The organism is Amycolatopsis sp. DG1A-15b, assembly GCF_030285645.1.
Classification (GTDB): Bacteria; Actinomycetota; Actinomycetes; order Mycobacteriales; family Pseudonocardiaceae; genus Amycolatopsis.
Map to the genome: position 1 here is coordinate 4,761,633 of NZ_CP127296.1, position 25,396 is coordinate 4,787,028.

A 25,396-nucleotide genomic window follows, 5' to 3' on the forward strand; every position below is an offset into this window, starting at 1 on the left:
CCACCGACCCATGGCCCGGCTCCCGCTGCCGCCCGCCCGATCCGTCCTGGTCCGGCAGCTGAACCGCGCCGACGACGTGGTGACGGTCCAGCCCGCGACCAGGCTCGTACGGATCTTCACCGCGCACGGCAACCACCCCCAGCAGTGGAACTCGTTCCGCTACACCGGCCCGCTCCCGCACGGCCGCTTCGACCAGCAGTCGCCCGGCCGCGGCGGCGCGCCGGTCACCGATCCCGCCAACGGCGTCCTCTACTTCGGCCTCACCGTGCGCACGTCGGTCGCCGAGGTCTTCCAGACCAGCTCGACGGTCGACCGCCGCACCCGCGGTCCCCGGCTGGTCGTCGTCCGCCCGACGCGCACCCTGCGCCTGCTCGACCTGACCGGCCTCTGGCCGACGCGGGTCGGCGCCTCGCAGGAGATTTCCAGCGGCCCGAAGAAGCTGACGCAGGCGTGGGCCCGCGCGATCCGCGGCGCGTTCAGCGATCTCGACGGCCTCTGGTACCGCTCGTCGATGGACTCCGGCGACCCCGCGATCTGCCTGTGGGACCCGCCTGCGGGCGCCGCGCTCCCGATCGCGCCGGACGTGCTGCTGCCGCTGGACCACCCGGGCCTGGACGTCCCGCTGGGCCGGGTCTGCGAAGAGCTGAACTACACGCTGCTGAACTGAGCCGCCAGCACCGGGATGATCGCCCGCAGGTCCGGGCCGTCGACGACGTGGGTCGCGACGGCGCGGGCGGCCGGAGCCGCGTTGAAGCCGATGCTCGTCCCGACGGCCGCGAACAGCGGCAGATCGGACCGGCTGTCCCCGACCGCGGCACACCGCTGCGGCGCGAAGCCCTGCGAGAGCGCGAAGTCGCGCTTGCCGTACTCGTCGAGGTGCTCGGCGACCCGGCCGGTGTAGCGCCCGTCCTCGGCCTCCGGCACCGGCCCGCAGTACGCGGCGAACCCGAACCGCCCGGCGAGCATGCGCCCCACCGGCGTCCACGCGAGCGTCGTCAGGATCGGGCGCAGGCCGTGGTCGTGGCACCACGCCACCGTTTCGGCGATCCCGTCGACCAGCGGCAACGTCTCGAGCCGCGCCGAAATCTCGGCTTCGGTGTGCCCAGCCCAGCCCCGGGCGTCGATCACCGACGCCTCCTGGTTGGTCATCCGGCCCGCGACGTAGGCCGCTTCGGCCGCGACGAGCTCGGCCTCGTGGCCCAGCGCGGCGGCCACCCACGCGCACGAACTCGTGCCAGGCACGAGGGTCCCGTCGACGTCGAAGCAGACCAGACCGCGCATCACAGGTGCCGCGACCACCACTCGAGGATCGCTTCGAAGCGCTGGACGCGGTGCCGCGGGCGGCCGGACCGGCTCAGCTCGTGGCCTTCGCCGGGGAACACGAGCATCTCGGCGGGCGCGCCGGCCCGGCGCAGGGCCACGAACATCCGCTCCGCCTGCTCCAGCGGGCAGCGCCAGTCCTGCTCCGAATGCACCACGGCGAACGGGATCTTGATCTGCGCCGCGTACGAAAGCGGTGAACGGTCGCGCTGGACTTCCGGCGAGGAGCCGATGTAGGCGTCGACGAAGAAGTAGCCGATGTCGGAGCTGCCGACCATCGAGTCCCACGCGTTGACCGCGCGCTCGCTCCACGCCGCCTTGAAGCGCTCGCCGTGGTGAGCGGCCAGCCAGCTCGTCATGAACCCGCCGTACGAGCCGCCCATGATGCCGACGCGGGAGGCGTCCAGGTCCGGGCGTTCGAGCGCCTTGTCGAGCAGCGCCAGGACGTCGTCGACGTCGACCGTGCCGAAGCCGTGCGTGATCGCGTGGCCGTGCGTCTGCCCGTACCCCGCCGACCCGCGCGGGTTGCCGACCACGACCGCGTAGCCCGCCGACGCGTACACCTGCGCCTCGTCGAACACCGCCCACTCCTGCTGGGTGAACGGGCCGCCGTGCACCACGCGCAGCACCGGGTGCGGGCCCTCGCCCTCGGGCAGCACCAGCCAGCCGTGCACCGGGTAGCCGTCCGGAGCGGTGGTCTCCAGCTCGATCATCGGGCGGATGCCCTTGTCGCGCAACGGCTTCGAGTAGCCGGTCAGCACCCGCGGGTCGCCGTCGCCGAGCAGCACGACCTCCCCGGCGGTCGACGGCGTGGCGATCACCGCCGCCAGCACCGAGCCGTCCAGCGTGAACGACCGGACCGCGGCCTGGTCCGCGTAGACCACCGCGAGGTCGGCCAGCGGGGCCTCGGTCGCGTCGACGCCGACCGCGCGCAGTTCCACCGCGCCGCGGTGGCGGACGGCCACCAGCACGTCGTCCCCGCGAGGAGCCGGCGGACCCGCCGCGGTTTCGCAGTCCACCGTCTCGGCGTCGGTGAGCCGCCGGGCCTTCACCGGGCCCGTGCCGAATTCGGGCGTCGCCGCGTAGAGCCCGGTGGGCGCGGCTTCGTGGTGCTCTTCGAAGGACTGTCCGAAGTAGAACAACGTGCCGTCGGTGCCGAACGCCGGCCGCTCCGAGTAGCCTTCGCAGCGCACGACGACCTCGGGCTCGCCGCCCTCGGCGGAGATCGCGCAGATGTCACGCGAGTCGCTCTCGGCCGCGCCCCAGTCCGGCGGCGCCGTGAACACCACGTGCGCGCCGTCCGGCGTCCAGGCCGGGTGGGCCGCGTCGAACCCGTCTCCGGTCAGCGGCTCGAGGTCCCCGGGCTCGAGCGTCGCGACGGCGTCGAGGACGAACAGCCGCTGCATGCGGTCGCGCAGGAACCCGACGTCGTCGATCCGGTAGTCCATCCGCGTGATCCGGCGCGGGGCCTCGGCGGCCGGCTCCGGCGTCTCGCCGTCGGCGTCCGGCGTGCCGTAGCGGCCCGCCTCGGGCACGCGGGCGGTGAACGCGATCCGCCGCGAGTCCGGCGCCCACACCGGTTCCCCGGCCCCGAGGTGCAGCGACGTCAGCCGGCGGGCTTCCCCGCCGTCCGACGGCATCACGTGCAGCTGCGGGCTGCCGTCGGCGCCCTGGCCCTCCCCCGCGCGGAGGAACGCCACCCAGCGTCCGTCGGGCGAGATGGCCGGGGCGGAGTCGCGCGGACCGTGGGTCCACGCGGCCTCACCACCGTCGAGCGACACGCGCCGCACCGCACTGTGCGTGGCGTTCGCCTGGAGATCCGGTCTCTTCAACGCCGTGAGCAGCAGGTTCCCGCGCAGGGCGGGACGGCCGGGGACGACGAGGGCTTCGATGTCGGCAGGACGCACGTCCCGACCGTACCCGAATTCCTTAGCGGTGCGAACGAGTTCGGCCAGGTCTTACGCGGCGACCTGCTTGCGCTCGTCGCGCCGGGCCTTGGCCAGGCTGGCCACCGTGGTCACCGACAGCACGACGATGATCACGCCGAGGGAGACCCAGTTGTTGATGTCCAGCCAGTCCGGCACGACGTGGTACTCGTGCAGGGCGTGCAGGAACAGCTTCGCCCCGATGAAGGCGAGGATGACCGCGAGGCCGTAGCTGAGGTAGACGAGCTTCGTCACCAGGCCGCCGAGCAGGAAGTACAGCTGCCGCAGGCCCATCAGCGCGAACGCGTTGGCGGTGAAGACGAGGAACGCCTCCTGGGTGATGCCGAAGATCGCCGGAATCGAGTCGACGGCGAAGAGCAGGTCGGCCGAGCCGATGGCCACGATCACCAGCAGCATCGGGGTGATCATCCGCTTGCCGTCGATCTTCACCGTGTACTTGTGGCCGTGGTAGTCGTCGGTCACCGGGGCGAACCGGCGGACCTGCCGGGTGACGGCGTTCTCGTGGTACTCCTCGTCCTCGCCCTTGCCGCGCACCATGCTGATCGCGGTCCAGATCAGGATCGCGCCGAAGAGGAAGAACACCCAGACGAACTGCGCGATCAGCGCGGCGCCGATGGCGATGAACACGCTCCGCATGGCGAGCGCGAGCAGGATCCCGACCAGCAGCACGCGGTGCTGGTGGATGGCGGGCACCTTGAACGAGCCCATGATGATCATGAAGATGAACAGGTTGTCGACGCTCAGCGAGTACTCGGTGATGTACCCGGTGAAGAACTCGACACCCGGGTCGTGCCCGGCGAAGACCCACACGCCGATGCCGAAGACGATCGCGCACGAGACGTAGAAGATGACCCAGCGAGCCGCTTCCCCCGTGGTCACTTCGTGCGGCTTGCGATCGACGATGACCAGGTCCAGCGCGATCAGCGCGAGCAGGCCACCGATCGTGGCGATCCACAGCCACAGGGGGACAGTCATGGAACTCGAACCTCCGGATAGTGCGCAGCAGCAACTAACCGGAGGTCTCTCCCGCCGGTGGAACCACCGGCCGACGGTGCCGGGGGACGCAAGGCCACCGTGCTGACGACACCGCCGCGAAGGAATACTCCCCTCACAGCGGCTCCAGTGTGCAGGTTCCCCCCGCCGGAACGCCAGCCGAGATCGCCCACGTCACCGTGTTGGTCGTGTAATTCCGGTCACTTCGGTCCACCAGGTGGTCCCGGGCGTGTGATCACTGTGAGCCGCGGAGGACACTCTCAGGAAACTTCACCTACGGTCACGTCGTGCCCCGACTCCCGCTCCCGCGCACCCGCCGAGCCCGTCTCACGGCGCTCGGCGCCGTCGTGGTGGTGCTCGCCGCCGCGACCGTCCTCTGGGCGACGCGCGACACGGCCCCGCCCGCCGTGCCCACCCAGGACGCGCTGCTCGACCTGCCCGCCGCCCCCGGCTCGGCCGAGCAGGTCAAGATCGACACGACCACCTACCTCCCCGCGACCGTGCCCGCACCCGCGGTGCTGCTCGCGCACGGCTTCGGCGGGGACAAGAACAGCGTCGCCGACGACGCCCGCGAGCTCGCCCGGAAGGGCTTCGTCGTGATGACGTGGTCCGCGCGCGGCTTCGGCAAGAGCACCGGCAAGATCGGGCTCAACGACCCGGACGGCGAGGTCGCCGACGCGAGCCGCCTGATCGACCGGCTCGTGGCGCAGCACCAGGTGACGCTCGACGCGGGCGGCGACCCGAAGATCGCCGTCACCGGGGGCTCCTACGGCGGCGCGCTGTCGCTGCTGCTGGCCGGCACGGACAAGCGCGTCGACGCGATCGCGCCCATGATCACCTACAACGACCTCGCCCAGGGCCTGGTCCCGAACGCGGCGACCCCCGCGTCCACGACCGCGGGCACTCCGTCCGCCGGCGCCTTTTCGCCCGACGGCGTCTTCAAGAAGAGCTGGGCCGGCATCTTCTTCTCGGCCGGTTCGGGCGCCGCGGCGAGCGGCTCGCCGTCGGCCGAAGCACCGGAAGCCGGCCAGGAGACCGACACCGGATCGACCGGCGCCGCCGGGACCGCCGCCGCGGGGGCCGCGCTGCCCGCCGGGCCGCCGGGCGCGGGCGGGCCGCGGAGTGCGCCGGCCGACCCGTGCGGCCGGTTCACCGCGGCGGTCTGCCGCGCTTACACCGAACTCGGCACCACCGGGCAGGCGAGCCAGGCGAGCGTCGACCTGCTGCGCCGCGTCTCCCCCGCGTCCGTGACGAGCAAGATCACCGTGCCGACGCTGCTGGTGCAGGGCGAGAGCGACACGCTGTTCGGGCTCGACCAGTCCGACGCGACCGCCCGGCAGATCACCGCGGCGGGCGGCAAGGTCAAGACCATCTGGTACACCGGCGGCCACGACGGCGGCAAGCCCGGCCCGCAGCTGCGCGCCAAGATCGGCGACTTCCTGAAGACGGCGCTGGACGGCGGCGACCCGGGCACCGGGTTCAGCTACGACGTCCAGGGCACGTTGCGCGCCAACGGGACGCCGTCGGTCCGCACGGTCAACGCGGCCGCCTACCCCGGGCTGACCGGGCCGGCGACCGAGCGGCGGCTGCTGGCGCTCGCCGGGCCCGCGCAGCCGGTGGTGCGCCCGGCCGGGGCGAACCCGTCGGCGGTCAGCGGGATCCCCGGGCTCAACGGCGTCGCGAGCAGCACGTCGCGGCTCGGCGCGCTGTTCAGCAACGACCCGCCCGGCCAGGCCGCGCAGTTCACCACCGCCGCGTTCGACGGCCAGGTCGTCATCAGCGGCGCCTCCACCGTGCGGCTGCAGGTCGCCGCGGACCCGGCGCACCCCCAGCCGGACGCGGTGCTGTTCGCGAAGCTCTACGACGTCGGGCCGGACGGCTCGCGCGTGCTGCCGGCCAACGCGATCGCGCCGTTCCGGGTGAGCGGGCTGCCCGCCGACGGCACCCCGGTCGACGTCACCGTGACGTTGCCCGGCATCGTCCGGCCGATCGAGGGCGGCCACTCGCTGCGGCTCGTCGTCGGCACCACCGACCAGGCGTTCGCCGCGCCGGCCGCGCCCGCGGTGTTCCGGATCGGGCTCGCCGGCGGCGCCGCGCTGGCCGTGCCCGTCGTGCCCGGGACGTCGGTCGGTTCCCCGGCCCCGGTCGGGCAGCTGGTGGGCATCGGCGTGACGCTGGCGATCGGCCTCGCCGCGGTGCTCTTCGCGGCCTTGCGCCGCCGTCGCGCCACCGACGCGGATCCGGAGCTCGCCACCACGCCGCTGGTCATCGAGGGGCTGCGCAAGGAGTACCCGGGCGGGTTCGTCGCGGTGAAGGACCTGTCCTTCCGCGTCGAGCCGGGCCAGGTGCTCGGCCTGCTCGGGCCGAACGGCGCGGGCAAGACGACGACCCTGCGGATGCTGATGGGCCTGATCACGCCGACGCGGGGCCACATCCGGGTGTTCGGGCACAAGATCACCGCGGGTGCCCCGGTGCTCTCGCGGATCGGCTCGTTCGTCGAAGGGTCCGGCTTCCTGCCGCACCTGTCCGGGCGGGCGAACCTCGAGCTGTACTGGGCTTCGACCGGACGGCCTGCGGAAAAAGCGCACTTCGCGGAGGCGCTGGAGATCGCCGGGCTCGGCAACGCGGTCGAGCGCCGCGTGCGGACCTACAGCCAGGGCATGCGGCAGCGGCTGGCGATCGCCCAGGCGATGCTCGGCCTGCCGGAGCTGATGGTGCTCGACGAACCGACCAACGGGCTCGACCCGCCCCAGATCCACCAGATGCGCGAGGTGCTGCAGCGGTACGCCGCGACCGGCCGGACCGTGGTGGTGTCCAGCCACCTGCTGGCCGAGGTCGAGCAGACCTGCACGCACGTCGTGGTCATGCACCGCGGCTCACTGGTCGCCTCGGGCGAGGTCGGCGAGCTGGCCGCGGCCGGCGGCGAGGCGACGTTCCGGGTCGACGACCCGGCCGCGGCCGCGGCGGCGCTGAAGGCGCTCAGCGGGGTCACCGACGTCGACGTCGAAGGCGAACTCGTGCACGCCAACCTCGGCGAACTGCCGCGTGCCGAAGGCGTGGCCGCGCTGGTGCGCGCCGGCGTCGCGGTGGAGCAGGCCGGGCCTCGGCGCCGGCTGGAAGACGCGTTCCTGCAACTGGTCGGAGATGAGTCGTCGTGAGTGAAGGTGTCCACACCGACCCGCATGCGCTCGACGAGCTGAGCGACCTCGCGTCGCAGGAGCACGCGGGTGTCGGGCCGGACGGCGCGGTCGAGGGCTACAGCGCCCGGCGGACGCTGCGGCTCGGCGTCGAGCTGCGGCGCCAGCTCAAGCGGCGGCGCACGCAGTTCCTGCTCGGGTTCGTCGCGCTCCTGCCGTTCATCCTGGTGATCGCGTTCCAGCTCGGGCAGTCCAGCCCGAACCGGCGCAGCGGCGGCTTCGTCGACCTGGCCACGGCGTCCGCGCCGAACTTCGTCGTGCTGGCGCTGTTCGTGTCGGGGACGTTCCTGCTGCCGATGATCGTCGCGCTGTTCTTCGGCGACACCATCGCTAGCGAGGCGTCGTGGTCGAGCCTGAAGTACCTGCTGGCCGTGCCGGTGCCGCGGCAGCGGGTGCTGCGGCAGAAGGCGATCGTGTCCGGGCTGCTGTCGGCTTTCGCGCTCGTCCTGCTGCCCTTGGTGTCACTCGGCGTCGGGGTGCTCTGGTACGGCGCGGGCGACGCGATCAGCCCGACCGGCGACGCGGTGTCCTTCGGCGACAGCCTGCTCGCCATCGGGCTGTCCACTGTGTACATCATCCTGCAGCTGGCCTGGGTGGCCGGGCTCGCGCTGGCGCTGAGCGTGTCGACCGACGCCCCGCTCGGCGCGGTCGGCGGCGCGGTGCTGGTGGCGATCCTGTCGCAGATCCTCGACCAGATCACCGCGCTGGAGGGTCTCCGCAACTACCTGCCGACGCACTACGCGTTCTCCTGGATGGACCTCATCTCGACCGACGTCGACTGGACCAACCTGGCGAGCGGCATGCTGTCGGCGGCGATCTACGGGACGGTGTTCTTCCTCTACGCGGGGCGCCGGTTCGCTCAAAAAGACATCACCAGCTGACGTCTTCAACCGGCGTACGCTGCGGAAATGACCGCCGTGGAATGGCACCAGCCGCCCGCACCGCTGGTGAAGACGCTCAACGTCGTGCTGCGGGCGGTGCTGCCCAGCCCGCTCGGCCGCGGCGTCGGCGAGTTCATGCTGCTCGCCTTCGCCGGCCGCCGGACCGGGCGGCACTACCGCGTGCCGGTCACCGCGCACCGCGACGCCGAGGGGCTGTGCGCGCTGACACCGGCGGGCTGGCGGCTCAACTTCCGCGGCGGCGCGGACGCCGACGTGACGTTCGCCGGCCGGACGACGCCGATGCGCGGCGTGCTCGTCGAGGACGTCACCGAGGTCGCGAAGATCTACTCCGACCGCATCACCGAGCTGGGGATGCGCCGGGCCGCCCGCACGATCGGCCTGAAGTTCCCCCTCGGCCGGCTGCCGACCCTCGACGAGGTCGCCGAGCTGGCGCGCCGGGAGCACTTCGGCGTCGTCCGGTTGAGCGTCCGGGCCTGACCGGCCCGCCCTGGCCGCGGTACGGTCGGGCCGTGCCGATCACCCTGGACAGCCACCGCGACGTCGCCGTGCTCCGGATCGACCACGGCGGGGGCAACACCCTCGACACGGACTCGTGCCGGGCGCTGGTGCGGGGGCTCGAAGAGGCCGAACAGGCCCGCGCCGTGGTGCTCACCGGGACCGGCGGCATCTTCTGCGCGGGCGTCGACCTCAAGCGGCTCGACGAAGGCGGCGCGCCGTACGTGGCGGAGTTCCTGCCACTGCTGTCCGACGCGCTGCTGGCGGTGTTCGGCTGCCCGCGTCCGGTGGTCGCCGCGCTGAACGGCCACGCCGTCGCCGGGGGCGCGGTGCTCGCCGCGGCCTGCGACCACCGGGTGCTGGGCGCCGGCAAGATCGGCGTGACCGAACTGCTCGTCGGGCTGCCGTTCCCGTTGGCCGCGCTGGAGATCCTGCGGTGCGCCTACGGGACGGCACAGTTGCCGTCGCTCACCTACTCGGGTGAAACCTGGGGCGGTGCGGAGGCCTTGGCCCGCGGGCTGGCCGACGAGCCGGCGCCGCCGGAGGAGGTGCTCGAGCGCGCCGTCGCCGTCGCGGCCCGCCTCGGCGACCTGCCCGCCGAACCGTTCGCCCACACCAAGGCCCAGATCCGGCAGCCGTTCCACGAGCGGATCGCCGAATACCGCCACTCGGACGACCCGCGGGTGGAGCGGCTGTGGCAGTCCGCCGAAGCGCTCGCCGCCGTCAAGTCCTATGTGGACCGGGTGCTCCGCTAGACGGCGTGCACACCGCTTTCGGCGAGTGCCTTGATGCCGTCGACGGTCTTCTGCATGTTGGCCTGCAGCTCGCCGAGCCGCATCGCGACGATTTCCTCTTCGTGCTCGGGCATGGAGCCGATGATCGTGGTGAGGTTGGACGGGCCGGGGCCGATCTGCGCCCACTGGCGCAGGATCGTGCCGTCGCCGTCCGGGACCAGCTCGAAGCGCCACGACGCGGCCGGGTTCGTCACGTCCATCACGGCCCACGCGAACAGCCGCTCGGGCTCGTAGCCGGTGACGGTCGAGACGGTCTCCCACTCGCCGGCGACCGGGTGGGAGTTGCGGCCGCGGAACCGCGCGCCGAGGCCGGGCTCGGCGCCCTCGACCCAGCCGCCGCCCTGGAACTCGGTGGAGAACCGGGCCGGCAGGTCGACGTCCAGCAGCCAGGACCAGACCTCGGCCGGCCGCGCGGCGATGCGGACCTCGACCTGGGTCGTCGGGCAGTCGGAAACCTTCATGGCGGACCCCTCGCTCGATGACGGTGCCTACGGATTCGGACCGTAACGCGGCCCGGATCACGCGGACAACTCGCATGATGCCCGCGACTGCGCACGCCTGAGGACGCGGCGCCACCCCTCGAAAGTCGGATCCTGACCGATTCTGCGCCCGGACAGCCGATTGCCGACCGGCGCCGGTTCTGTGAGGGTCCCACCGAGGGTTCGGTGAGCCGGGAGGGTGCTCGATGCGCAGGCTTTTCACCACGGGTGCGGTCCTGCTCGCGCTGGCCGGCCTGGCGCCGGCGGCCGCGGCGGCCCCCGACATCAAGGCACAGCTGCAGCGGATCCCGGGGCTGACGATCGTTTCCGAGGACGCGGCGCCGGCCGGGTTCCGGTTCTTCAAGCTGACCTACACCCAGCCCGCCGACCACCGGCACCCCGGCGCGGGCACGTTCCAGCAGCGGTTCACCCTGCTGCACCGCGACTTCGCCGCCCCCACGGTCGCCTTCACGAGCGGCTACAACGTCAGCGGCTCGCCGAACCGTTCGGAACCGACGCAGATCGTCGACGGCAACCAGCTGTCGATGGAGTACCGCTACTTCACGCCGTCGCGGCCGGAGCCGGAGAACTGGGCGAAGCAGCTGACGATCTGGCAGGCGGCGGCGGACGAGCACCGCGCGGTGCAGGCGTTCAAGGCGATCTACCCGGGCAAGTGGCTGGCCACCGGCGGCAGCAAGGGCGGCATGACCGCCACGTACTTCCGGCGTTTCTTCCCCGACGACGTCGACGCGACCATCCCGTACGTCGCGCCCAACGACGTCATCGACCCGATCGACGTCTACAACCGGTTCCTCTCGCGCGTGGGCAACGACCCGGCGTGCCGCGACGCCCTGAAGGCGATCCAGCGCGACGCGCTGAAGCGGCGTGACGAACTGGGGGCGATCGCCGCGGCCGACGCGGCGCAGCGCGGGCTGACGTTCTCGATCGTCGGATCGGCCGACAAGTCCCTCGAGATCTCGGTGATCGACTCGTACTTCGCGTTCTGGCAGTACCAGAAGCAGTCGGACTGCGCGACGGTGCCGCCGCCGGGCGCGCCCGCGGCGGACGTCTACGCCTGGTACGAGAAGGTCGAGAGCCTCAACACCTACTCGGACCAGGACCTGGCGCCCTACATCCCGTACTACTACCAGGCGGCGGTGCAGCTGGGCTCGCCCGAGGCGTACGACGGCTACCTCCGCGACCTGCTGCGCTACCCCGGCGCCGACCAGCCGAAGACGTTCGTACCGGCGTCGATCCGCCTGCCGCGCTTCGACTACCCGGCGATGCCCGACATCGACTTCTGGGTGAAGTCCCGCGGCACCCGCCTGCTGTTCGTGTACGGCTCGAACGACCCGTGGGGCGCCGAGCCGTTCGAGCTGGGCTTCGGCAGCCGCGATTCGTACCGGTACTACGTGCAGGGCGGCAACCACGGGTCGAAGATCGCCCAGCTGGCCCCGGCCGACGCGGCGGCGGCCACGGCGACGGTCCGCCGCTGGGCCGGGCTGCCACCGGTTTCGTCGTTGGCTCTTCGCTCGGCTCCGGCGGGCTTCCCGGACTTCGACGCGGACCTGACGCCTCGGGCGCGGCTGTAACTTTTCTCAGGCCGGGCGTACTCTCACCACACCTGACGGCCCGGCCTGAGGAGGCGCGCATGCCTCGTCCCGTCCACTTCGAAATCCACGCGGGCGACCCCGAACGCGCGGTGGCGTTCTACACGGCGGTGTTCGGCTGGAAGTTCGAGCGCTGGGGCGACGTCCCCTACTGGATGATCTCGACCGGCGAAGGCGACGGAATCGACGGCGGTCTCCTCCCCCGCCAGGGTCCGGCACCCGAGGCATCGGCCCCGGTCCACGGGTTCGTCAACACGATCGACGTGGCGAACCTGGACGAGGCACTGGGCGACGTCAACCGGGCGGGCGGAACGCTGGCCCTGCCCAAGAACCCGGTTCCCGGCGTGGGCTGGCTGGCGTACTGCAAGGACACCGAGGGCAACGTCTTCGGCATGCTGCAGCCGGACGAGAGTGCGCCCGCGCCGGAGTGACTCAGGGCCGCTGGGCCTTGGGCAACCGCCGGACGACCCGGTCGTAGGAAGCATCGACGAGTTCTTCGAGCTCGGCGTCCGGAACCCCGGCGCCGAGCTCGACGCGGTTCCAGCCGTAGCGGCCGAGGTAGTCCATGACGCTGACGGCACCCGGGTAGCGAGCCCGCAGCCCGGCGGCCTCTTCCCGGGTGGCCCCGCACTTGACGGCGACGCTGCCGGGCGGGTCCTGGCCGATGAAGGCGAAGCCCTTGCCGCCGACTTTCGCGACGAGGACGTGGTCGCCGAAGGGGTAGGTCTCTTCGGCGCCGGGCTTGGCGAGGCAGTAGGCGACGACGGCTTCGAGGTTCACGGCTGGAGCTCCACCAGTTCGAGGTCGGTCTGCGGGAAGTCCTCGCCGGTGCACAGCAGTCTTCCCACTCATCCTTCGGGATCGGGTTTCCCGAGTTCCTCCTGCGGTATCAACGGCCAGATCTCCTCTTCCAGCACCCGCCGCATCCGCTTCAGCCGCTCTACGGCGTTCTCTCGCTTCCTGAGCTGGTCACGACGCAACCGGAGCGGCTCGCAGCGCTACTTGATGCCGGCCGCGTCCATGCCCCTCAGCTCCTTCTTCAAGTCCGAGATCTCGTCGCGCAACCGCGCCGCCAGCTCGAACTGGAGGTCTCGCGCGGCCTGCATCATCTGGTCGGTCATCTGCTGGATCAGATCCGCCAGTTGGGCGCGCGGCATCGCCGAAACGTTCTTGTCGACCAGCATCCCCGAGCTGCGCACCCGGTCGCCCTGCTCGGGCTTCTTGCCGCGCGAGGAATTGCGGCCCGAGCCGCCCACCGAGACCTGCTCGGTGTCCTCGGCCTCGCTGTACACCCGGTCGAGGATGTCCGCGATCTTCTTCCGCAGCGGCTGCGGGTCGACGCCACGCTCCTTGTTGTAGGCGACCTGCTTCTCGCGGCGGCGGTCCGTCTCGTCGATCGCGTGCTTCATCGAGTCGGTGATCTTGTCCGCGTACATGTGGACCTCGCCCGACACGTTCCGCGCCGCGCGGCCGATCGTCTGGATCAGCGACGTCCCGCTCCGGAGGAAGCCCTCCTTGTCCGCGTCGAGGATCGCCACCAGCGACACCTCCGGCAGGTCGAGACCCTCGCGCAGCAGGTTGATGCCGACCAGCACGTCGAAATCGCCCGCCCGCAGCTGCCGCAGCAACTCGACGCGCCGCAGCGTGTCGACCTCCGAGTGCAGGTAGCGCACCCGGATGCCGAGCTCCAGCAGGTAGTCGGTCAGATCCTCGGACATCTTCTTGGTCAGCGTGGTGACCAAGACGCGCTCGTCCTTGTCCGCCCGCTCCCGGATCTCGTGCACCAGGTCGTCGATCTGGCCCTCGGTCGGCTTCACGACGACCTTCGGGTCGACCAGGCCGGTCGGCCGGATCACCTGCTCGACGAACTCGCCGCCCGCCTGGCCCATCTCGTAGGGCCCCGGCGTCGCCGACAGGTACACCGTCTGGCCGATCCGGTCGGAGAACTCCTCCCAGGTCAGCGGCCGGTTGTCGACCGCGCTCGGCAGCCGGAAGCCGTACTCGACCAGGTTCCGCTTCCGGGACATGTCGCCTTCGTACATGCCGCCGATCTGCGGGACGGTCTGGTGCGACTCGTCGATCACCAGCAGGAAGTCGTCCGGGAAGTAGTCGATGAGCGTCGCCGGCGCCGTGCCCGGGCCGCGGCCGTCGATGTGGCGCGAGTAGTTCTCGATGCCGGAGCAGAACCCGACCTGGCGCATCATCTCGATGTCGTAGGCCGTGCGCATCCGCAGCCGCTGCGCCTCCAGGAGCTTGCCTTGCCGCTCCAGCTCGGCGAGCCGCTCCTCGAGCTCCTTCTCGATCCCCTGGATCGCCTTTTCCATCCGCTCCGGGCCGGCGACGTAGTGCGTCGCCGGGAAGATGCGGACCTCGTCGACCTCCTTGACGATGTCGCCGGTCAGCGGGTGCAGGTAGTACAGCTTCTCGACCTCGTCGCCGAAGAACTCGACGCGGATCGCGAGCTCCTCGTAGGCCGGGATGATCTCGACGGTGTCACCGCGCGCGCGGAACGTGCCGCGCGCGAAGGCGATGTCGTTGCGCGTGTACTGGACGTCGACCAGCGCCCGCAGGAAGACGTCCCGGTCGAGCTGCATGCCGACCGCGAGCTTCGAGGACCGGTCCAGGTACGACTGCGGCGTGCCCAGGCCGTAGATGCAGGAGACACTGGCGACCACGATGACGTCCCGGCGCGACAGCAGGTTCATCGTCGCCGAGTGGCGCAACCGCTCGACGTCGTCGTTGATCGACGAGTCCTTCTCGATGTAGGTGTCCGTCTGCGCGATGTACGCCTCGGGCTGGTAGTAGTCGTAGTAGCTGACGAAGTACTCGACCGCGTTGTTCGGGAACAGCTCGCGCAGCTCGTTCGCCAGCTGCGCGGCCAGGGTCTTGTTGGGCGCCATCACCAGCGTCGGCCGCTGGACGCGCTCGATCAGCCACGCCGTCGTCGCCGACTTGCCGGTGCCGGTGGCGCCGAGGAGCACGACGTCCTTCTCGCCCGCCTTGATCCGGCGTTCGAGCTCGTCGATGGCCGCCGGCTGGTCACCGGCGGGCTGGTAGTCACTGACCACCTCGAACCGGCCGCCGGTCCGCGGGATCTCCGAGACGGGCCGGAAGTCGGACTGGGCGAGCACGGGGTGTTCGGTTGCGAAAGCCACGGGGACCAGAGTAGGCCGACCCACCGACAATTTCCGTCGGGCCTGGTCAGCGCACTCGGAACACCGTGACCGACGCGACATCGCCGCCGGTGCGGAGGAGCGTCCTCAGCAGCTGCAGTCGCAACAGCCGCAACATTCGCAACAACCGTCACAGCCGCAGTCGCACCCGTCGCACGTGCTCACCGGTTTTCCGCTCCACGGGCCGGGGTAGGGATCGCGGCAGCAGAACTGGCAGGTGCAGCACATGTAGGGGGTGAGGGCGCAGCCGAGGAAGAGGTTGCGCTTCTTGGGCGGGACGGCGAACTTCGGGTACCAGAGGCCGCCGCCCTTGCCGTCGTAAGGCTCGGATTTGCCGGAGTCTCCGGGGTCTCCAGGGTTTCCGGGGTCCTTGGGGCCGCCGGGACCACCCGGGCCACCGGGACCGCCTGGGCCACCCGGGCCGCGGCCGCCGGGGCCGTTCGGACCGGGAGCGCCCGGCGGCGGGACCGGACCTGGCGGCGGGAAACCGTGCGGCCGCGGGGAACCACCCCAGCCGGGCGGCACCTGGTGCGGATGCTGCTGCGGCGACGGCCCGGGCCCGATCCAGCCCGGCGGCGCCTGGTGCGGGTGTTGCGGCGGCGTCGGCCCCGGCCCGATCCACCCGGGCGGCGGCTGTTGCCCCACCGGCTCGCCCGGCCAGGAGCCGGGAGACGAGCCGTGGCCAAGGGCCGATCCACGGCTGGAGGGCGCGCCCTCCAGCGAGCCCAAACTCTGGCCTTGGCCTTGGCCAAGGGCCGAGCCGTTGCCAAGGGCCGAGGCGTGCCCAGGAGCCGATCCGTGGCCAGAAGGCGCGCCCTTCCCCGAGCCCGGGCTGTGGCCAGGAGCCGAGGCGTGGCCGGAAGGCGCGCCCTCCCCCGAGCCGTGGCCGTGGCCGTGGGACCAGCCGTGGCTGTGGCCAGAGGCAAAGCCGCCGGCGTGGTCAGGGGCCGAGCCGTGGGCGTGGGCGTGGGCGTGGGACGAGCCGTGGCCGAAGGCCCGCCGCACAGCTTGGCGCAGCTCGTGGACCAGCAGCGCGTGCACCAGGGCCGGCTCGGCGAACTCCGCCTCGCGCAACGCCAGCTCCACCCCCAGCACCGCATCGTCGCAGAGCCGCCTGGCCTCCTCCGGGCCCGTTCCCGTGGCCAGCAACGGGTTCCACGCCCCCGCCGCCGCGTCGGCCGCGTAGTCCTCCACCGCGTCCAGCAAGTGCGCCACCCGGCCGAACAACCGGCCCGCCTCGGCCAGCGCGGCCGCGTTGCCCGGCTTGCCCGCCAGCTCAGCCGTTCGCGCGAACGCCGCCGCCGTTGCCCGCTCGGCCGGTTCCGTCGCCAGCAGCGGCGAGTCACCGAGCCGGACCGACGACTCCAGCGAACCCTGGCCCTCGACCGCCTCCGTCAGCACCGTCGTGTCGAACCCCACCTGCCCGCCCGTACGGCGCCCCTGCGCGGTCCAGCGGGCCGCGACCCGGCGCGCGGCCGCCGCCACCGGGCGCCTTCCGTACGCTCCGTCGCCGTCCTCGACGTGGTCGCCGACCTTGGCCGCCGCCAGGACCAGGGACACCGCCGCCGCCAGCTGGGCGCCCTCGCCGCGGGCCACCGAGGCCGTCCGCATGCCGCGCAGCGGGCACGGGCCCGCTTCGCGCCGGCCGTCCGCGCGCGGCGTCTGCGCCTCGACCAGCACCGAGATGATCAGCCCGTCGTAGTTGGTGACCACGCGGGCGAACTGGCCGTGTTCGTCGCGCAGCGTGAGGCACAGACCGCACAGGTGGGCCAGCCAATCCGCGTGCAGGCCTTCGGCCAAGCGGTGCCGGCACGGCCTGATGATCCCGAACATCCCCAGTTCCCCCTCGTTCCCGGACGCTCGGCGCACTTTAGCCCGAACGCGTGATGCCCGGGGCGGCAGTTCGCGTTTCGTGACCGGCCCGGCAGGATGACCCACATGGCCGCACTGCACCCCCCGAAGGTCGAGGTCTTCGACCCCGCCGCGCGCGCGAACATCGACCCGAAGGGCATCCTGCGGGAGGTCGAGGAGTTCCGCGTGGAGCCGTTCGGCTTGTACCTCGCCCGGCCGACCCCGGGCCGCGCCCAGTTCCACTACCTCGAGTCGTGGCTGGTGCCCGGGCTCGGCCTCCGCTTCACCGACTTCTGGTTCTCGCCCGGCCACGAACGCGATCAGGACTTCTACCTGGACGTCGTCCGCGTCCACCGGGACGGCCCGCGCTGGGTCGCCACCGACCTCTACGTCGACATCGTGCTGAAGGACAAGCTCTCCCTCCGGGTGATCGACACCGACGAGCTCCTCGAGGCCCTCGAAGCGGGCCTGGTCACCGCCGAAGAGGCCGAGTTCGCGCTGAAGACGACCTATACCGCCGTCGAGGGACTGGCCGCGCACGGCTACGACCTCGCCGCCTGGCTGGCCACCCTCGACATCGCGCTGACCTGGCGGCGCCACCCCTGACCTCGGGGACGCCGTGGCCACGGCCCCCGGCCAGGCCGGCGCTCGGCGTCCTCTCCGGCCTGGCCTTCCTCGTCGCGAACGGACGGTACTGCTGCACCGCCGGGATGTTCGGCGTGCTGTGAGCTGGGCCGAGAGCTGGCCGCAGCTCAAGGACATGCGGGCCTAAGGCGCCCAGCCGGTGGCGGCCGCCCACTTCTCCGCGCGGGCGAACGCTCCGTTGACCCACTCCTGCTTCTCGTCGGCGTAAGCCTCGACCGTGCCGTCGGCGGCGTGCGCCTCGGCGAGCCGCAGCTTCACGTCGCGATAGTCGTCGCGCTCCTCCGGGTTCGCCCGCAGGAAGTCGCGGAAGAGCAGCGCGAGCCGCCACGCGGGCGTCTCCACCGACCGGACGTGCAGGTTCACCGGGCGCCGCGGGTCGGCGCCCACGTGCAGGCGCTTGGGCCACGTCCCGGTTCCGTCTTGGGCGTCGTCGCCCCAGTCGCCCTCCAGCCGCGGGAACCCGGCGTCGGCCAGCAGCCCGCCCAGCGTGTCGGCGTCATCCAAAGTGGACACCGTCAGCTGCAGGTCGAGGACGTCCTTGGCGGGCAGGCCGGGCACGGCCGTCGACCCGATGTGGTCCGCGCGGCGGGCCAGTTCCCCCGCCGCGGCGCGGACGCGGGCCAGGACCCGCTCGGCCTGGGCCGGCCAGCCGAGGTCGTATTCGGCGATCTTCGGCGACATCGGCGGCCGCGGCCGGCGCAGCCGCACGTTGGCCTCGAACGGCACCAGCCGGTCCGCCCAGAGCGCGTCGACCTCGGCGAGCACGGCGTCTTCGGCGCCGCCGTTGTCCAGCCAGACGTCCGCGACGGCCCGGCGCTGCTCGGTGCTCGCCTGCGCCCGGATCCGCGCCCGGGCGTCCTCCTCGGCCATCCCGCGGGCCGACACCAGCCGCCGCACCCGCACCTCGACCGGCGCGTCGACGACCACGACCAGGTGGTAGGCCGTCGCGAGCCCGTTCTCGACCAGCAGCGGGATGTCGTGGACGACGATCGCGTCCGGCTTCGCGGCCGCCATCAGCTCCCCGGTCCGGACGCCGACCAGGGGATGCACGATCGCGTTCAGCCGGCGACGCGACTCGTCGTCGGCGAAGGCCTTCGCGGCCAGCACGGGCCGGTCGAGCGAGCCGTCCGCGGCCAGGATCTCCGGACCGAACTCCGCGACCAGCCGGGCGAGCCCTTCGGTCCCGGGTTCGACCACCTCACGGGCGATCCGGTCGGAGTCCACCAGCACCGCGCCGTGTTCGGCGAGCCGGTTCGCCACGGTCGACTTCCCGGCCCCGATCCCACCCGTCAACCCCACACGCAACATGCCGATCACCCTAGTCACGCGGCGGTCGCACCCTCCCTGGACACGTCCGGTCGGATCTGCGCCATCTGTGTGACAAGTGGGAAAATGTCGTAACACTCAGCTGGTTCGGCCGACATCACCGGCGAGGGTGCGTCATCGAGGGGGACTCGTGAGGATGACGAAGATCAGCAGGCAGGCCGCGGCCGTGCTCTGCGCGGGCTGGCTCGCCGTGGCCGTGCCGGAGGCCGCGGCAGCGGCGCCCGCACCGGCGGCGAGCGCGGCCGCGCCGCCGGGACCGTGCCTGTCCGGCGTCCGCCGGGCGCAAGTGGCGTACCAGCCCGCCCCGGGGCAGCGGCTGTACGTCGTGCAGTACACGTGGGTCCCGTTCACCACCTCGGCGCCATGCCTGAAAAACTGACGATCCGCAAGCCGATCGTGACGCGTGACTCAACCGATATCCGGACACGCCGTGTTGCTTACCCACCTCGAACCGCGCCAGTGCGTACGGTGCGCGCGACAGCGTCGCCCACGCGGAGGAACGATGGCGCACAGCAAGCACGTCGGGAGCCACCGGCTCGGCACGCCGGGGCTGGTGCACTGCGTGGTTCATCGCCCGGTGGCCGAGGCACTGGCGGACTACCGGCGAACCTGGCTGAGCACGCTGCTGATCCCGGCCAAGCACAGCTTCGCCGGCCTCCGCCGCAAGGCCCGCGCCGCGGCGCTCGAGCGCATCTGGGTGCCGTCCGTCAGCCCGGCCCGCTCGGTCGCGGTGACCGTGCGCGCCGCCTGAGCTGGGACCCCCCAAGAGCGGGTTAGCGGCCGGTTTCGCGTGTCTCGATCGCGATCTCCGACGACAGCGTGCGGTGCACCGGGCACTTGTCGGCGATCAGCATGAGCCTGGCGCGCTGATCGTCGTCGAGGTCGCCTTCGAGTTCGATCTCGCGGGTGATCCGGCTGAGCAAGCCGCGCTCGGTTTCGCACCGCGCGCAGTCTTCGGCGTGGATGCGGTCGTGCCGCAGCCGGACGGTCGCCCGGGTCAGCGGGATGCCCTTGCGGTCGGCGTACATCCGCAGCGTGATCGCCGTGCACGAACCCAGCGACGCGAGCAGCAGCTCGTACGGGTTCGGGCCCGCGTCGGCGCCGCCGACGGCGACCGGTTCGTCGACGAGCAGCGTGTGGGTGGCCGTGGCGACCTGCTGTGTGTAGGTGCCGTCGCCGCTGGCGGTGACGACGACGGTGCCGGGCTCGGGGTGGTCCATCCGCCTGCAGTCCTCTCGGGTGGCGCCCACGGGGCGGGACGCCGCCGATCCGGACATCCGGCGCATTCCCAAGACGCGGCGGATATCGTATCTTCTGCAGCGGATGGGTCACCCGGACGCCGCCTGCGCCCGGCTGCCGCGAAGGGGGTGCGCCGTGGCTACCAGGCACTTGCCGATGCGCCCGGCCGACCAGGGCGGCCGCGAGCGCTACCTCGACGCGGCACTGTCCGTGCTCGTGGACCGCGGAGTCCCCGGCCTGACCGTCCGCGGCGTGGCCGAGGCGGCCGGCGCGTCGACGCTCTCGGTCTACGCCCGCTTCGGCGGCCGCGCCGGCCTGCTCGACGCCCTGTACGAGCGCACTTTCGACTCGCTGCGGGAGCTGCTGGAAGGACTGCCGCCGTCGAGCCAGGACGGCGTCGCGGACCTGCTGCACCTGGCGCTGCAGTACCGGAACTTCGCCCGCGAGAGCCCGACCCGCTACGCGTTGATGTTCGAGCGCCCGGTGCCCGGGTTCGACCCGGATCCGGCGCTGCGGTCGGCGGTCCTGCGGACGACGTTCACCCTGTTCATCGGCCGGGTCCAGCGGGTCTGCCCGCCGGGCGTGGACGCCCGCTCGGTGGCCTACCAGCTGTGGACGGCCATCCACGGCCTGGTCGGCGCGGAACTGCTGATGGCCTCGCGGCGGCCGCTGCCGGACTGGTTCATCCCGCCGACCGAAGAGGCGAACGAACAGATGTACCGCAACGGCGTCACCGCCATGATGACCGGCCTCGGCCTGCGCAACCACTGACCCGGACCACGACAGAGCCCCCGGTCCGCGAAGGACCGGGGGCTCTGTCGTTCAGCTCGGAGAGCTAGTGCTCACGCACCGCCGGAGAGCTTCTCGCGGAGCGCCGCGAGCTGCTCGTCGGAGGCGAGGGTGCCACCGCTGCTCTTCGTGTCGGTCGCGGTCGAGCCCGAGGTGTAGCTTTCCGCGCCACCTTCGATGCCCGTCGCCGCGTCGGCCGCCGCTTCCGCGTCGGCCTCGACGGCCTTCTGGACCTGCTTCATGTGGGCCTCGTAACGAGTGTGCGCCTCGGCGTACTGGCGCTCCCACTCCTCACGCTGCTTGTCGAAGCCTTCCTGCCACTCCTGGGTGTCCGGGTCGAAGCCTTCGGGGTAGATGTAGTTGCCCTCGGCGTCGTACTCGGCGGCCATGCCGTACTGGGTCGGGTCGAACTCGGTGTCCGGCGTGACACCCTCGTTCGCCTGCTTCAGCGACAGCGAGATGCGACGGCGCTCGAGGTCGATGTCGATGACCTTGACCATGACGTCGCCGTTGACCTGGACGACCTGCTCCGGGATCTCCACGTGGCGCTCGGCCAGCTCGGAGATGTGGACCAGACCCTCGATGCCCTCTTCGACGCGCACGAACGCACCGAACGGAACCAGCTTGGTGACCTTGCCCGGCACGATCTGGCCGATCGCGTGGGTGCGGGCGAACTGGCGCCACGGGTCTTCCTGGGTCGCCTTCAGCGACAGCGAGACGCGCTCGCGGTCCATGTCGACGTCCAGGACCTCGACCGTGACCTCCTGGCCGACCTCGACGACCTCGGACGGGTGGTCGATGTGCTTCCAGGACAGCTCGGAGACGTGCACCAGGCCGTCGACGCCACCCAGGTCCACGAAGGCACCGAAGTTGACGATGGACGACACGACGCCCTTGCGGACCTGGCCCTTGGCGAGCGCGTTGAGGAACTCGCTGCGCACCTCGGACTGGGTCTGCTCGAGGTAGGCGCGGCGGGACAGGACCACGTTGTTGCGGTTCTTGTCCAGCTCGATGATCTTCGCCTCGAGCTCGCGGCCGACGTACGGCTGCAGGTCGCGCACGCGGCGCATCTCGACCAGGGACGCGGGGAGGAAGCCGCGCAGGCCGATGTCCAGGATGAGGCCGCCCTTGACGACCTCGATGACGGTGCCCTTGACGGGCTCGTCCTTCTCCTTGAGCTCCTCGATCGTGCCCCAGGCGCGCTCGTACTGCGCGCGCTTCTTGGACAGGATCAGACGGCCTTCCTTGTCCTCCTTCTGGAGAACCAGGGCTTCGACCTCATCGCCGACGGTGACAACCTCAGCCGGGTCGACATCGTGCTTGATGGAGAGCTCACGCGAGGGGATGACACCCTCGGTCTTGTAGCCGATGTCGAGCAGGACCTCGTCGCGGTCGACCTTGACGATCGTGCCTTCGACGATGTCGCCATCGTTGAAGTACTTGATCGTCTTGTCGATAGCCGCGAGGAAATCTTCCTCCGACCCGATGTCGTTGATGGCGACCTGCGGGGCCCCGGTGGGGGCGGTCGGGGCGGTGGCGGTGTCGGTGGTCATTAGGCGGGTTGCTCCGGTGGATGGAATCGAGGGTTGGCAGTTGTCGGCGCGAATGGGTGCATGCGTCGACCCTGCGAGCAAACGTCCACCAGTGAACGACCGCGGCATGACCCCGCATACGGTGCGCGACCCGAGTCCCAACCAGAAGCTGAGCGGAAGGCAGCGCGAACCCACTGCGCTAACACTTATCCTACGCGGCAGCCGCTAGGCGGCACAATCAGGGTCCCCCTGGCTCGCTAAGGTCCTCGCGGAAGCAAACCGCACGCACGAGGACGCCGGTGGCGCGAGCAGGCCACCGGGGACCGGAGACACCATCATGCCACCGGAGCAGGCGCCCGCGGCGGGGCGCCACGACGCCGCCGAGCACCGGCTGGGCACCACGGAGGTCGGCTACCGCGAGGTCGGCGGGGCGGAGGCCGCCGCCGCCAACCTCGCCTGGTGGGACGCCGACGCCGACGACTACCAGGCCGAGCACGGCGAGTTCCTCGGCGACGCCGACTTCGTCTGGTGCCCGGAGGGCGTCCGGGAAGCCGAGGCGAGGCTGCTCGGCGACGTCCGGGGCAAGCGCGTGCTGGAAGTGGGCTGCGGGCAGGCCGCCTGCGCGCGCTGGCTGGCCGCGGAGGGCGCCGACGCCGTGGCGACCGACCTGTCGGCCGGCATGCTGCGCCACGCCCGCGACGGCAACGCGCGCACCGGCCTGGCCGTCCCGCTCGTGCAGGCCAACGCCGAGCACCTGCCGCTGGCGTCCGGCAGCTTCGACGCCGCCTGTTCGGCCTTCGGCGCGATCCCGTTCGTGGCGTCGGTGGACGCGGTCTTCGCCGAGGTGCACCGGGTGCTGCGGCCGGGTGCCCCGTGGGTGTTCTCGGTGACGCACCCGATGCGGTGGATCTTCCCCGACGACCCCGGCCCGCAGGGGCTCACCGTCACCCAGCCGTACTTCGACCGCACGCCGTACGTCGAGGTCGACGACGAGGGCACCGCCACCTACGTCGAGTACCACCACACCCTCGGCGACTACGTGCGCGCGCTGGCCGGGGCCGGGTTCACCCTCACCGACCTGGTGGAGCCCGAGTGGCCCGCCGGGCACACGCGGGTGTGGGGCCAGTGGAGCCCGCTGCGCGGCAAGCTCTTCCCGGGCACCGCGATCTTCCGCACGCACCGCTCGTGAGCACCCTCGAAGCCCAGCAGAACGCGCGGTTCGCCGCGCTCGACCCGCTGCTCCCGCCGATCGCGGCCCCGCCGTCGCCGTCGAGCGAGCCGCTGATGGTGACGGTCGGCGGGCGCAAGGCCGGCGGGCTGCTGACGAACGTCGTGCACGCGCCGGGCTCCTGGCCCACGCTCTGGGGGCCGTCGGACATCCGGGACCTGACCGCGGTGCCGGGCGACAGCGGCGCCGCGGGCCTCGCCGCGCTGCTCGGCGCGTGGCGCGACCGGCTGCGCGGGACGCCGGCCGGCCCGGACTCGGCCTGCACGCTGACCTGGCCGAGCCGCGATGCCGAGGCGTCCGCGGTGCTCCTGGCGCACGGGTTCGCGCCGATGACGTGCCTGGCCGTGCGGGCCCCGGACGCGCCCGCCGAGCCCGGGACGGCGCCGGTGACCGTCCGCCGGGCCGGGGAGGGCGACCTCGACGCGCTGACCGAGCTGCGGCTGGCCGAGTGGCGCTACACCTCGCTGGTCGGCACCGCGGTGCCGCGCCCGGGCGCGCCGGAACTGCTGCGCGCGGAAGCCGCGCGGGCCCTGCGCTTCAGCGGGCTGGTCTGGCTCGCGGAGGAGGACGGCGGCGTGCCGGCCGGCATGGCTTCCTGCGCGCTGGCTTCGGCCACGCCGGGCAACTCCGTCCACGGCCGGCTGCTCCCGGGCCGCTGGGGCTACGTCGACACGCTTTCGGTGGGTCCCGCCGCCCGCGGCGGCGGGGTCGGCCGGGCACTGATGGCGGTGGCGCACCGGGAGCTGCTGCGGCACGACGTGCGCGGGACGTTCCTGTTCTACCACCCGCCGAACCCGCTTTCGCCGGTGTTCTGGCACCGGCAGGGCTATCGTCCACTGTGGACCATGTGGCTCCGGCGTCCCGCCTGGTCCTGACCGCACGATCCGAGGGGGCACCATGGACATCGCCGAGCCGCTGCTCGCGGCGCACCGGGCGCGCTTCGCCGCCGTCGACGCGCTGCTGCCGCCCGCCGCGCCACCGGCCGACGGCGAGCGCCTGGACGCGGCGACGGCGGACGGCACGCAGGTCACCGGGGTGCTGCAGCGCCGGCGGTTCGCGCGCGGAGACGTCCCGATGCTGTGGTCGGCCGCCGACACCTGGCAGCTCTTCCCGTACTTCGGCGACACCGGCACCGAAGGCGCCGACCTCCTGCTGCGCGCGCTGAAGGGCCGGCTCGAGGCGGAGGACACCGGCGACGACTCGGCGTGCGTGGTCGTCTGGCCCAGCCGGGACGCCGAGGCGATCCGCGCCTTCCTCGACCACGGTCTCGTGCCGCTCTCCGCGGTCGGCGTGCGCACCGCTCCCCCGCCGGAGGCCGCCGCGGGATTTTCGGTCCGGCGCGCCGGACCCGGCGACTTCGACGCGGCACTGGAGCTGGCGACGGCGACGTTCGACTACACCGGGCTCGTCGCCTCGCCGCGCCGGGACAACACGGCCGAGCTGCTGGCGCCGGCCCTGCGGGACGTCCTCGCCGCGGCGGAGCCGGCCGCCTGGCTGGCCGAGGCGGACGGCGAGCTGCGCGCGTTCGCGCACTGCGCCTGGCTCGACGCGGTCCCGGGCACCGAAGCGGGCGAGCTCCTCCCGCCGGGACGCTGGGGGTACGTGAACAACGTCGTGACCGCCCCGGGCGAGCGCGGCGGCGGGTTCGGCCGGGCCCTGATGGCCCACGTGCACCGGGAGCTGCACCGCGGTGGCGCGACCCGCACGTACCTCTACTACAACCCGACCAACCCGCTGTCCTCGGTGTTCTGGCACCGACAGGGTTATCGTCCACTGTGGACGACGTGGGAGGTGCGCCCGGCGGCGGCGCTCCGGTGACGCGTGGCCCTGTCGGTGAGCCACCCACAAGTGTGACGTGCGTCCGGTGATCTTGCCGC

23 protein-coding genes and 1 pseudogene are annotated in these 25,396 nt (G+C 72.2%); 14 read left to right on the forward strand and 10 right to left on the reverse strand.

The window, feature by feature from the left end:
• The first annotated feature begins 10 nt into the window (after positions 1-10).
• The gene (locus tag QRY02_RS21675; RefSeq protein ID WP_004558748.1) at positions 11-667 is read left to right on the forward strand and encodes an RES family NAD+ phosphorylase; all 657 of its coding nucleotides are present in this window, start codon (positions 11-13) and stop codon (positions 665-667) included.
• Here QRY02_RS21675 and QRY02_RS21680 read toward each other — a convergent pair.
• From QRY02_RS21680 to QRY02_RS21690, 3 genes are read right to left on the reverse strand one after another with little or no spacing between them, the layout of a single operon-like run.
• A complete protein-coding gene (locus tag QRY02_RS21680; RefSeq protein ID WP_285993347.1) occupies positions 649-1,299 on the reverse strand; it encodes an HAD family hydrolase in 651 nt (216 codons plus the stop codon). The genes QRY02_RS21675 and QRY02_RS21680 overlap by 19 nt on opposite strands.
• The gene (locus QRY02_RS21685) at positions 1,281-3,227 is read right to left on the reverse strand and encodes a S9 family peptidase (protein ID WP_285993348.1); all 1,947 of its coding nucleotides are present in this window, start codon (positions 3,225-3,227) and stop codon (positions 1,281-1,283) included. Before QRY02_RS21685 ends, QRY02_RS21680 begins: the two co-directional genes overlap by 19 nt.
• Positions 3,228-3,278: 51 nt before the next feature.
• Complete coding sequence (locus QRY02_RS21690) at positions 3,279-4,241, reverse strand: TerC family protein (RefSeq protein WP_285993349.1); 963 nt, start codon at positions 4,239-4,241, stop codon at positions 3,279-3,281.
• 305 nt (positions 4,242-4,546) lie between these two features.
• Between QRY02_RS21690 and QRY02_RS21695 the strand changes: the two genes are divergently transcribed.
• Genes QRY02_RS21695 through QRY02_RS21710 form a run of 4 tightly spaced genes read left to right on the forward strand, consistent with a single transcriptional unit; the run spans position 4,547 to position 9,608 of the window.
• Positions 4,547-7,417, forward strand: coding sequence for an alpha/beta fold hydrolase (locus QRY02_RS21695; protein WP_285993350.1), 2,871 nt, complete (start codon positions 4,547-4,549; stop codon positions 7,415-7,417).
• A complete protein-coding gene (locus QRY02_RS21700) occupies positions 7,414-8,337 on the forward strand; it encodes an ABC transporter permease (protein ID WP_285993351.1) in 924 nt (307 codons plus the stop codon). The genes QRY02_RS21695 and QRY02_RS21700 overlap by 4 nt, the downstream gene beginning before the upstream one ends.
• Positions 8,338-8,364: 27 nt before the next feature.
• Positions 8,365-8,835 (forward strand): hypothetical protein, encoded by a 471-nt coding sequence (locus QRY02_RS21705; RefSeq protein ID WP_285993352.1) that lies wholly within the window; start codon positions 8,365-8,367, stop codon positions 8,833-8,835.
• A 32-nt stretch (positions 8,836-8,867) separates the two neighbouring features.
• Positions 8,868-9,608: an enoyl-CoA hydratase/isomerase family protein gene (locus tag QRY02_RS21710; RefSeq protein WP_285993353.1), complete on the forward strand. Its 741-nt coding sequence runs from the start codon at positions 8,868-8,870 to the stop codon at positions 9,606-9,608.
• Here QRY02_RS21710 and QRY02_RS21715 read toward each other — a convergent pair.
• Positions 9,605-10,108: an SRPBCC family protein gene (locus tag QRY02_RS21715; protein ID WP_285993354.1), complete on the reverse strand. Its 504-nt coding sequence runs from the start codon at positions 10,106-10,108 to the stop codon at positions 9,605-9,607. The genes QRY02_RS21710 and QRY02_RS21715 overlap by 4 nt on opposite strands.
• Before the next feature lie 224 nt (positions 10,109-10,332).
• Here QRY02_RS21715 and QRY02_RS21720 point away from each other — a divergent pair, with 224 nt between their 5' ends.
• Complete coding sequence (locus QRY02_RS21720) at positions 10,333-11,718, forward strand: S28 family serine protease (protein WP_285993355.1); 1,386 nt, start codon at positions 10,333-10,335, stop codon at positions 11,716-11,718.
• Between the two features lie 59 nt (positions 11,719-11,777).
• Positions 11,778-12,167, forward strand: coding sequence for a VOC family protein (locus QRY02_RS21725; protein ID WP_285993356.1), 390 nt, complete (start codon positions 11,778-11,780; stop codon positions 12,165-12,167).
• 1 nt (position 12,168) lies between these two features.
• On the opposite strand, the gene QRY02_RS21730 is transcribed toward QRY02_RS21725, so the two are convergent.
• The 3 genes and pseudogenes from QRY02_RS21730 to QRY02_RS48910 all read right to left on the reverse strand — a co-directional run.
• On the reverse strand, positions 12,169-12,516 hold the full coding sequence (locus QRY02_RS21730) for an MmcQ/YjbR family DNA-binding protein (protein WP_285993357.1): 348 nt from the start codon (positions 12,514-12,516) through the stop codon (positions 12,169-12,171).
• A 218-nt stretch (positions 12,517-12,734) separates the two neighbouring features.
• A complete protein-coding gene (gene uvrB / locus QRY02_RS21735) occupies positions 12,735-14,891 on the reverse strand; it encodes an excinuclease ABC subunit UvrB (RefSeq protein WP_285993358.1) in 2,157 nt (718 codons plus the stop codon).
• Positions 14,892-15,692: 801 nt separating this feature from the next.
• Positions 15,693-16,742, reverse strand: a pseudogene (locus QRY02_RS48910) (DUF5685 family protein); the annotation flags it as partial.
• Between the two features lie 105 nt (positions 16,743-16,847).
• Here QRY02_RS48910 and QRY02_RS21745 point away from each other — a divergent pair.
• On the forward strand, positions 16,848-17,366 hold the full coding sequence (locus tag QRY02_RS21745) for a ribonuclease FAU-1 family protein (protein ID WP_285993360.1): 519 nt from the start codon (positions 16,848-16,850) through the stop codon (positions 17,364-17,366).
• Between the two features lie 162 nt (positions 17,367-17,528).
• Here QRY02_RS21745 and coaE read toward each other — a convergent pair whose 3' ends face one another.
• Positions 17,529-18,713, reverse strand: coding sequence for a dephospho-CoA kinase (coaE, locus tag QRY02_RS21750; RefSeq protein ID WP_285993361.1), 1,185 nt, complete (start codon positions 18,711-18,713; stop codon positions 17,529-17,531).
• A 154-nt stretch (positions 18,714-18,867) separates the two neighbouring features.
• Here coaE and QRY02_RS21755 point away from each other — a divergent pair, with 154 nt between their 5' ends.
• Together QRY02_RS21755 and QRY02_RS21760 are read left to right on the forward strand one after the other, a co-directional pair.
• Positions 18,868-19,110, forward strand: a complete 243-nt coding sequence (locus QRY02_RS21755; protein WP_285993890.1) for a hypothetical protein — start codon at positions 18,868-18,870, stop codon at positions 19,108-19,110.
• A 123-nt stretch (positions 19,111-19,233) separates the two neighbouring features.
• Positions 19,234-19,482, forward strand: a complete 249-nt coding sequence (locus QRY02_RS21760; RefSeq protein ID WP_285993362.1) for a hypothetical protein — start codon at positions 19,234-19,236, stop codon at positions 19,480-19,482.
• 22 nt (positions 19,483-19,504) lie between these two features.
• On the opposite strand, the gene QRY02_RS21765 is transcribed toward QRY02_RS21760, so the two are convergent.
• On the reverse strand, positions 19,505-19,951 hold the full coding sequence (locus QRY02_RS21765; protein ID WP_285993363.1) for an OsmC family protein: 447 nt from the start codon (positions 19,949-19,951) through the stop codon (positions 19,505-19,507).
• A 175-nt stretch (positions 19,952-20,126) separates the two neighbouring features.
• Here QRY02_RS21765 and QRY02_RS21770 point away from each other — a divergent pair, with 175 nt between their 5' ends.
• On the forward strand, positions 20,127-20,741 hold the full coding sequence (locus QRY02_RS21770; protein WP_285993891.1) for a TetR/AcrR family transcriptional regulator: 615 nt from the start codon (positions 20,127-20,129) through the stop codon (positions 20,739-20,741).
• A 71-nt stretch (positions 20,742-20,812) separates the two neighbouring features.
• Here the strand turns inward: QRY02_RS21770 and rpsA are convergent, their stop codons facing one another.
• Positions 20,813-22,312 carry a 30S ribosomal protein S1 gene (rpsA, locus tag QRY02_RS21775; RefSeq protein WP_103338725.1) on the reverse strand — a complete coding sequence of 500 codons (1,500 nt, stop codon included), beginning with the start codon at positions 22,310-22,312 and terminating at the stop codon, positions 20,813-20,815.
• A 316-nt stretch (positions 22,313-22,628) separates the two neighbouring features.
• Between rpsA and QRY02_RS21780 the strand changes: the two genes are divergently transcribed.
• The 3 genes from QRY02_RS21780 to QRY02_RS21790 are packed head-to-tail and all read left to right on the forward strand — an operon-like array spanning position 22,629 to position 25,337.
• Positions 22,629-23,480 (forward strand): class I SAM-dependent methyltransferase, encoded by an 852-nt coding sequence (locus QRY02_RS21780; RefSeq protein WP_285993364.1) that lies wholly within the window; start codon positions 22,629-22,631, stop codon positions 23,478-23,480.
• On the forward strand, positions 23,477-24,394 hold the full coding sequence (locus QRY02_RS21785; RefSeq protein ID WP_285993365.1) for a GNAT family N-acetyltransferase: 918 nt from the start codon (positions 23,477-23,479) through the stop codon (positions 24,392-24,394). The genes QRY02_RS21780 and QRY02_RS21785 overlap by 4 nt, the downstream gene beginning before the upstream one ends.
• Positions 24,395-24,416: 22 nt before the next feature.
• Positions 24,417-25,337 (forward strand): GNAT family N-acetyltransferase, encoded by a 921-nt coding sequence (locus QRY02_RS21790; protein ID WP_285993366.1) that lies wholly within the window; start codon positions 24,417-24,419, stop codon positions 25,335-25,337.
• Positions 25,338-25,396 lie beyond the last annotated feature (59 nt).

Coding starts and splice junctions, on each gene's coding strand:
- QRY02_RS21715 (WP_285993354.1), bottom strand. CDS start 10,108: ATGAAGGTTTCCGACTGCCCGACGACCCAGGTCGAGGTCCGCATCGCC.
- QRY02_RS21770 (WP_285993891.1), top strand. CDS start 20,127: ATGCGCCCGGCCGACCAGGGCGGCCGCGAGCGCTACCTCGACGCGGCA.
- QRY02_RS21675 (WP_004558748.1), top strand. CDS start 11: ATGGCCCGGCTCCCGCTGCCGCCCGCCCGATCCGTCCTGGTCCGGCAG.
- QRY02_RS21725 (WP_285993356.1), top strand. CDS start 11,778: ATGCCTCGTCCCGTCCACTTCGAAATCCACGCGGGCGACCCCGAACGC.
- QRY02_RS21690 (WP_285993349.1), bottom strand. CDS start 4,241: ATGACTGTCCCCCTGTGGCTGTGGATCGCCACGATCGGTGGCCTGCTC.
- coaE (WP_285993361.1), bottom strand. CDS start 18,713: ATGTTGCGTGTGGGGTTGACGGGTGGGATCGGGGCCGGGAAGTCGACC.
- QRY02_RS21765 (WP_285993363.1), bottom strand. CDS start 19,951: ATGGACCACCCCGAGCCCGGCACCGTCGTCGTCACCGCCAGCGGCGAC.
- QRY02_RS21755 (WP_285993890.1), top strand. CDS start 18,868: ATGACGAAGATCAGCAGGCAGGCCGCGGCCGTGCTCTGCGCGGGCTGG.
- QRY02_RS21720 (WP_285993355.1), top strand. CDS start 10,333: ATGCGCAGGCTTTTCACCACGGGTGCGGTCCTGCTCGCGCTGGCCGGC.
- QRY02_RS21760 (WP_285993362.1), top strand. CDS start 19,234: ATGGCGCACAGCAAGCACGTCGGGAGCCACCGGCTCGGCACGCCGGGG.
- QRY02_RS21790 (WP_285993366.1), top strand. CDS start 24,417: ATGGACATCGCCGAGCCGCTGCTCGCGGCGCACCGGGCGCGCTTCGCC.
- QRY02_RS21705 (WP_285993352.1), top strand. CDS start 8,365: ATGACCGCCGTGGAATGGCACCAGCCGCCCGCACCGCTGGTGAAGACG.
- QRY02_RS21780 (WP_285993364.1), top strand. CDS start 22,629: ATGCCACCGGAGCAGGCGCCCGCGGCGGGGCGCCACGACGCCGCCGAG.
- rpsA (WP_103338725.1), bottom strand. CDS start 22,312: ATGACCACCGACACCGCCACCGCCCCGACCGCCCCCACCGGGGCCCCG.
- QRY02_RS21745 (WP_285993360.1), top strand. CDS start 16,848: ATGGCCGCACTGCACCCCCCGAAGGTCGAGGTCTTCGACCCCGCCGCG.